The organism is Marinomonas sp. BSi20584 (assembly GCF_002792415.1).
In the GTDB taxonomy this organism is placed as follows: domain Bacteria; phylum Pseudomonadota; class Gammaproteobacteria; order Pseudomonadales; family Marinomonadaceae; genus Marinomonas; species Marinomonas polaris.
This window is the reverse complement of the sequence record NZ_KZ454913.1, coordinates 1-7165: the sequence shown is the minus strand read 5'-3', so window position 1 is coordinate 7165 and position 7165 is coordinate 1. Positions and strand designations below refer to the sequence as shown.

Genomic DNA, 7165 nt, shown 5'->3' with positions numbered 1-7165 from the left:
CATTTTTGAGTTCAGGCATAGTGGTTTCCTTATGAATTTGTCGTGAAGTTTTAACGAGTCTAACCGTTGTCGGGTCTATTTACGAAACTTGGCCAAATGACAGCTTGCTATACTTGTCTCCGAGTTGGCTAGATATTACATCTAGTGCTTTAAATAACTTATTTTTAAACTTTGTTAAACTGCATATTTTTTAAAAATACATCAATGAATTTTTGCACCGCGGGTAGTTTTTCCCGGTTTTTACAGCTGTATAGATAAAAATTTCGGTAAATAATAGGATCGCAAATAGGTATTATAACTAGTCCATTTTGTTTCACTGATTCGATTGCATAAGGCAGACAGATCGTAACTCCTAAACCATTTGCAACCATGCTCAAGGCCGTTGACATGAAGTTAACCAAGTATTTCGGACTAATTATATACTCAGAAGACTCACGTAATAAATTGTCAATGATAAGCTCTGTAAAGGATCCTCGTAGAGTTATTAGCTCTAGGTTGGCAAGGTCTTTCCATCTGATACTGGCCTCTTTCGCAATCGGATGATTTGGGGGGAGTGCCAAATGAAAAGGGTGTGAGAATATTAGCTGTTTGTTAAGGCTAGATAGTAATTTTCTTTCTGGTCCAATACCAATATCCGCCTCACCTAGGTTGACAATTTCTTGTACGTTTTCTACCCCACAATCAATTAGACTGACTTCAACCTGAGGAAACATTTTACTATATAGAGCGATTATCCTAGGTAGTTCAGCCGATGCTAGTTGCTGAACAACAGCGATTCTTACTTTGCCATAGTCAAGTTTTTTTAGGCCCATCACTTCATTTGTCAAAGCGTCCATTTCATCTAGCATACGGATAACTGCAGGAAGAATGTTTCTACCTGCTTCGGACGTTTCTAATTTTCTGGTCGATCGATCAAACAAGCCTAATTCTAAGTTGAGCTCTAATTCCTTGATGATACTACTAAGTGCTGATTGAGTGATGTGCAGATTTTCTGCCGCTTTAGTAAAGCTTCCCTCTTGGTGAACCGCCAGAAATGCTCGTAACTGCCTTAGTGTAACATTCATTAGATTATCCTATATATTTATCAATATAATCTGTTTGTCTAATAAATATATACCTTATAGTATTTTTTACATAAAGATAAATATCTTCAAAATAAAAATAGAAGGGCTTATGGACATCAAAAAGACATTTTTACCTGTTGACGAGCGTAGCGATTTCTCAATTCACAATCTACCTTACGGAGTTTTTAGTAGTGGCAAGTTGAGCCCTCGGATAGGTGTCGCTATAGGTCACCAAATTATAGATTTGAGTCAGCTTGAAGAAGCAGGCCTCCTTCCTACTTCAGATAATTCTGTTTTTAATTGTGACACGCTTAACCCTTTTATTTCTCTTGGAAAAGAAATCTGGCATGAAACACGGGCTCGCCTTCAAGACCTTTTGGATTTCAATAATCCAGAATTACGTGACAATAACGAACTGTGCGACAAAGCAATCATTAACCAAGCCGATGTACAAATGCATTTGCCTATTCATGTTTCTTCTTATACTGACTTTTATTCATCTCGTGAGCATGCCTTTAACGTGGGCTGTATGTTTAGAGATCCTAAACATGCCTTAATGCCTAATTGGAGTGAGCTGCCTATTGGTTATAACGGTCGTGCTAGTTCTGTCGTAGTTAGTGGTACAGATATAGTTCGTCCAAGCGGACAGGTCAAAGTTCCTGATTCAGAACGCCCCATTTTTTCTAGCTCTCGAAAATTAGACTTTGAGTTAGAAACTGCTTTTATAATTGGGCGTCCAAACGCTATGGGTAAGCCTGTTTCTATTGAAAACGCTCATGAGCATATATTTGGTATGGTACTTCTCAATGATTGGTCCGCACGTGATATCCAACAATGGGAATACGTTCCACTCGGCCCGTTTAATTCAAAAACATTTGCTTCTTCTATTTCGCCTTGGGTAGTGACTCTTGAGGCTTTAGAGCCATTTCGTTGTTCCGGACCTAAGCAAGAACCTCTTCCGTTGCCTTATTTACGCGAGAAGCGTGATAACAATTTTGATATTAACCTTGAAGTATCTTTCGATGTTGCAGGTCATGAAACGGTTATTAGTAAAACAAACTTTAAATACATGTATTGGACAATGCCTCAGCAACTTGCACACCACACCATCAGTGGCTGCAATATGCAAGTTGGTGACTTGTTAGGCTCTGGCACCATTTCAGGGAAAGATAAAGGGAGTCGTGGCAGTTTGCTTGAGCTGACTTGGAATATGACAGAGTCCCTTACCTTAAATAATGGTGAATCACGATACTTTATTGAAGATGGGGATGGCATCGTCATACGAGGATATGCTCAAAAAGATGAGGTGCGTGTAGGGTTTGGTGAAGTACGTGGAAAAATTCTTCCTGCTAACGAGTTTAATTATTAAGGCGAATATCATGATTAAACTTTATAGCTATTTTAGAAGTTCAGCTGCATATAGGGTGCGTATCGCTTTAAACCTTAAAGCGCTGTCATATGAGTACATCCCCGTTCATCTGTTAAATAATGGAGGGGAGCAACATACCGCTGATTATGAATCTATAAACCCAATAAAGCTGGTACCTACTCTAGTTGATGGAGAACAAACTATTACTCAATCACTGGCCATAATTGAGTATCTTGAAGAAGCCTACCCTAATACAACATCGCTTATGCCTGACGATGTCAATTTGCGAGCTAATATTCGTGCTTTTAGCCAAATCATTGCATGTGATATTCATCCTGTAAATAATTTAAGAGTTATTCAATACTTAAATAATAAATTAGATGTCGATGAGACACATCGTAATGATTGGTATAAGCATTGGATTACAGTTGGTTTTGATGCATTGGAAAAGGTTTTAGCCAAACAACCTGGAAAATTCTGTTTTGGTGATGCTCCAACCATGGCGGATTGCTGTCTAGTTCCTCAAATTTATAATGCCAGACGTTTTGAGATTAGCCTTGATAATTACCCAAATATTCTTTCGGTTTATTCATCTTGTAAAGAGCATCCAGCATTTATTCAGGCCGAACCAGAAAAACAACCCGATATGGCTTAATATTAGAGGAAACTGTTATGACATTTAAAATAGAGCAAATTCACCATGTTGCATATCGTTGCAATGATGCAAAAGAAACTGTGGAGTGGTACACGAAAAATCTTAATATGGATTTCATTTTAGCCTTTGCTGAGAACCAAGTACCTTCAACCAAAGAACCAGATCCTTATATGCATATTTTTTTGGATGCTGGTAACGACAATGTACTAGCATTTTTTGAACTTCCCACCCAGCCAAAAATGGGGCGCGATGAAAATACTCCGACCTGGGTTCAGCATATTGCTCTTCGCGTCCATGATCGCGACACGCTTTTAGCTGCAAAAAAACAACTTGAAGAAAATGATGTCGATGTACTAGGTATTACAAATCATGGTGTATTTCATTCGATTTATTTCTTTGATCCAAATGGACATCGAATTGAACTGACATACGACGATATAACCGCTAAAGCTAAAATTGCTCAAATTACAGAAGAAATCAAATACGAAATGCTAGATGAGTGGACAAAAACCAAACGCGCTCCCAAGCATACGGCTTTTCTTCATGCGGAAGAGTTTGAAGGTAATAAAAACAATTAAATTATTTTCATTAATTCGTTAATTAGTACGAAAAGGTAAACGTTATAAAAAGAGGTGTTAGGAACATTAGATCCATGTTCTAGGTATAAATTCGAAAAATATTTCCTGCTATTGCTTAGTAGTAGAAATAATAAAAACAAAAAAATAAAACTTCATTGAGGAAATAAATATGTTTAAAACAATTCGCTCTATATTATTAGTCGGTTCCGTAGTTGCAGGAATTAATACACCTGTTTCAGCGCAGACAGTACTAAATGTAAGTACTTGGTTACCCCCTACGCATGTACAAAATTCTGTAGTGTGGCCAACTTGGGGGAAGTGGGTTGAAGAAGCCACAGAAGGGCGAGTTACAGTTAATATTGAGAATAGCTCGAATAACCCAGGCCAGCTATTTGAAGTTGTTGAAGACAGTGTTGCTGATGCGTCTTTTAGTTTTAATGGTTTTGTTCCTGGTCGCTTTGAGCTAGAGCAAATTGTCGAGCTTCCTGGGCTTGGTGCTAATGCAGAAGCGGCTTCTTTGGCTTACTGGCGCACTTATCAAAAATACCTACAAGCGGCAAATGAATTTGATGGACTTGAGGTTATTGGCTTATTTACTCATGGACCTGGCGTTATGCATACTAGCTTTCCTGTAAATAGCTTAGACGACCTAAAAGGCAAAAAAATTCGTATTGGTGGGGGAGTTCAAGCAGAAATAGGTAAACGACTTGGTGTAATTCCTGTCGCAGCGCCTGGAAATAAAGTTTACGAGCTTCTGCAAACAGGGGTGGTTGATGGTGCATTTATGCCTATGGTTGAACAACAAGGTATGCGTTTAGTTGAAGTTGCTCCTTATGTTACTGTGCTACCTACAGGGATGTACATGGGAGCGTTTTCTATGTTTATTAGTCCTGATTTTATGGACTCCATCGGTGAAAAGGATGCCGAAGCAATTCGCAGTGTATCAGGTGAACGCTTATCTTTAATGGCAGGAGCTGCTTGGGATAAATCTGATATTGAAGCGAAAAAGTTTTCTGAGGAAAATGGAGGTAAAGTTAATTTACTCAGTTATGGCGATCAGATGTCACTAGATTATCTTAAAGTTACGGATGGTATAGATCAACAGTGGTTAGAGTCCGTAAAAGGTAAGAAAGTTGATGCGCAAGCTGCATTAGATTTCCTCCGCATAGAAGCACAAATGTTCTCCACTAAACAAAAAGATGCTGGAGTTAATTAATGTCTTTTATCTCATGGTTGAATGCAAACTATGAGGAGAGAGGGCCAATGAAATGTTTGGCCTTCTTCTTTGAGCTAATAGCAGCAGCCACTCTATTTGCTCTTATGATCCTCACGTGTGTTGATGTTTTTGGTCGTTATTTTCTTAATCATCCTTTAATCGGAGCCACTGAATTAACTGAGATTGGCTTAGCTATTGTTATTTTCTCTGTCATGCCTGTTGTTACATGGCGTGGTTCGCATATTGTGGTCGATTTAATTGATGCATTTATAAAAAACACGTATTTACGTGTGTTGGCATTAGTTTCATCTATCGTTATTTCATCTTCATTGTACTTTATATCCTTTAGAATATGGGATGTTGGATCCCGTATGTTAAGGCGTAATATTACTACTGAATTTTTGCATATTGAAACTGGACTTGTTGTTCAATATATTGCGGTATTAAGCTTTGTTACCGGAATAAGTGCTCTCCTTTATTTTTTATTATCAATCTTTACACTACCAAATTTAGGAGAAAAGAAATGACTTTGATCCTAATAAGTTTTGCAGTTCTTTTAATGATGATAATGCTATTAAGGATTCCAATTGCATTTGCAATGGGCGTGGTTGGTTTTTTTGGCTTTGCTATTTTGAACGGACTAACTTGGGAAAATATAGGGAATTTTAGGTGGAGTATCCCACTTTCAATGGCTTCCAATCGCATTGTTGATACAGCGCAAGATTATGGCCTCTCAATAATTCCACTATTTATTCTAATGGGGAATTTAATAACAAGATCTGGCCTTTCAAAACAACTATACGCTGCTTCATATGCATTTCTTTGTCACAAAAAAGGTGGCTTAGCTATGGCTACTATCGCTGCCTGTGGTGGTTTTTCTGCGGTTAGCGGTTCTAGTCTTGCTACTGCTGCAACAATGGCAAAAGTGGCGATGCCACCTATGCGAAAATATGGCTATAGTGATGCTTTAGCAACAGCTTCTATTGCCTCTGGTGGCACATTAGGTATTTTAATTCCGCCAAGTGTAATGTTGATTGTGTATGGGTTATTAACTGAAACGAGTATTCGAGAGCTATTCGCAGCTGGTCTTATACCCGGCATATTAGGAATCTTTCTATATCTTGGGGCTGTTAAGTATGTTGTTTGGCGTGACCCAAGTGCAGGTCCTTCTGCTGAAGTAATGAGCTGGGCTGAAAGGCTGCATGCTCTAAAGGGAGTACGGGATATTTTGGGGCTGTTTATTCTGGTGATGGGTGGTATTTATTTAGGTATATTTACGCCGACAGAAGCTGCAGGTATTGGTGCTGGAGGAGCATTGGTTATTGCATTATTACGTCGAAGCCTGAGTTTATCTTCTCTGTTCAAAACACTAGCGGATAGCGCTCTAACATCGGCTACATTATTCGTGATTATTATAGGTGCGTTAATATTTTCTGATTTTATTAACCGTGCAGGGTTGCCTGGCATGATGGTAGATTTTGTTCTATCACTAGATGTTGCTCCCATTTTGGTGATCTTCGTTATTTTAATGATTTACATCATTTTAGGTATGGTCTTAGAGAGTTTTTCAATGCTCCTCCTTACCATTCCTGTATTTTTCCCCATAGTTTCCGAGCTAGGTTATAGTTTGGTTTGGTTTGGTATCGTCGCGGTTATTGTCGTTGAGATTAGCTTAATAACGCCGCCTGTCGGAATGAATGTCTTTGTGTTAAGTAGTATTATTAGGGATGTCAAAACAGGGACTATTTTTAGAGGTGTATTACCTTTTTGGACTGCGGATATAATTCGCTTACTTCTCGTTGTTTTTATCGTTCAAATTTCAACGTGGTTGCCAGATATGATTTATAAATAATATGCATTTTTATCTTTTTTAAAAAATGTGTTTGGGTTTTCCTATAAAGCCAGTAAGTAAGAGTTTATACTGGCTTTATATGGTGTAGATTGATTTTAATCAGATGTCTGGGGGGTAGGCTCTAGATTAGATAATTTAAGAAAAAAGTAGATCTTTGAATGTATTCCAAAGTGTCAGACGCGATTGAAATATGAATAGGAAGAGTTATTTTGAGGTAAACTTTACCTCCAATATTATGGGAATGTGCACATGTCGCTAAAAATACTCAGCCACTTATGGAAGTCACCGATACTTTAAAACTTAAATGTTTATCGCCAAATCTAAGTTACTTTCAGATTCAACAAAAACTAACTTTGTCTGCCACTTATAGGCTACCGCTTAACTAGCCAAAATTCTTACGATTTCTGGCTTGCATGTGTTTGATATCATGC

7 protein-coding genes are annotated in these 7165 nt (G+C 38.1%); 6 read left to right on the top strand and 1 reads right to left on the bottom strand.

The features are described from left to right. Nucleotides 1–164: 164 nt before the first annotated feature. Complete coding sequence (locus tag TY87_RS22215) at nt 165–1064, bottom strand: LysR family transcriptional regulator (RefSeq protein ID WP_100188743.1); 900 nt, start codon at nt 1062–1064, stop codon at nt 165–167. Nucleotides 1065–1173: 109 nt separating this feature from the next. Between TY87_RS22215 and fahA the strand changes: the two genes are divergently transcribed. The 6 genes from fahA (at nt 1174) to TY87_RS22185 (ending at nt 6734) form a co-directional block, all read left to right on the top strand. Further along, nucleotides 1174–2433, top strand: a complete 1260-nt coding sequence (fahA, locus tag TY87_RS22210) for a fumarylacetoacetase (protein ID WP_100188742.1) — start codon at nt 1174–1176, stop codon at nt 2431–2433. A gap of 10 nt (nt 2434–2443) precedes the next feature. After that, nucleotides 2444–3088 carry a maleylacetoacetate isomerase gene (maiA, locus tag TY87_RS22205; RefSeq protein ID WP_198432173.1) on the top strand — a complete coding sequence of 215 codons (645 nt, stop codon included), beginning with the start codon at nt 2444–2446 and terminating at the stop codon, nt 3086–3088. 17 nt (nt 3089–3105) lie between these two features. Then, the gene (locus TY87_RS22200) at nt 3106–3666 is read left to right on the top strand and encodes a VOC family protein (RefSeq protein WP_100188741.1); all 561 of its coding nucleotides are present in this window, start codon (nt 3106–3108) and stop codon (nt 3664–3666) included. A gap of 169 nt (nt 3667–3835) precedes the next feature. Then, the gene (locus TY87_RS22195; protein WP_100188740.1) at nt 3836–4882 is read left to right on the top strand and encodes a TRAP transporter substrate-binding protein; all 1047 of its coding nucleotides are present in this window, start codon (nt 3836–3838) and stop codon (nt 4880–4882) included. Continuing rightward, nucleotides 4882–5409 carry a TRAP transporter small permease gene (locus tag TY87_RS22190; protein ID WP_100188739.1) on the top strand — a complete coding sequence of 176 codons (528 nt, stop codon included), beginning with the start codon at nt 4882–4884 and terminating at the stop codon, nt 5407–5409. Before TY87_RS22195 ends, TY87_RS22190 begins: the two co-directional genes overlap by 1 nt. Then, nucleotides 5406–6734, top strand: a complete 1329-nt coding sequence (locus tag TY87_RS22185) for a TRAP transporter large permease (protein ID WP_100188738.1) — start codon at nt 5406–5408, stop codon at nt 6732–6734. The genes TY87_RS22190 and TY87_RS22185 overlap by 4 nt, the downstream gene beginning before the upstream one ends. Nucleotides 6735–7165 lie beyond the last annotated feature (431 nt).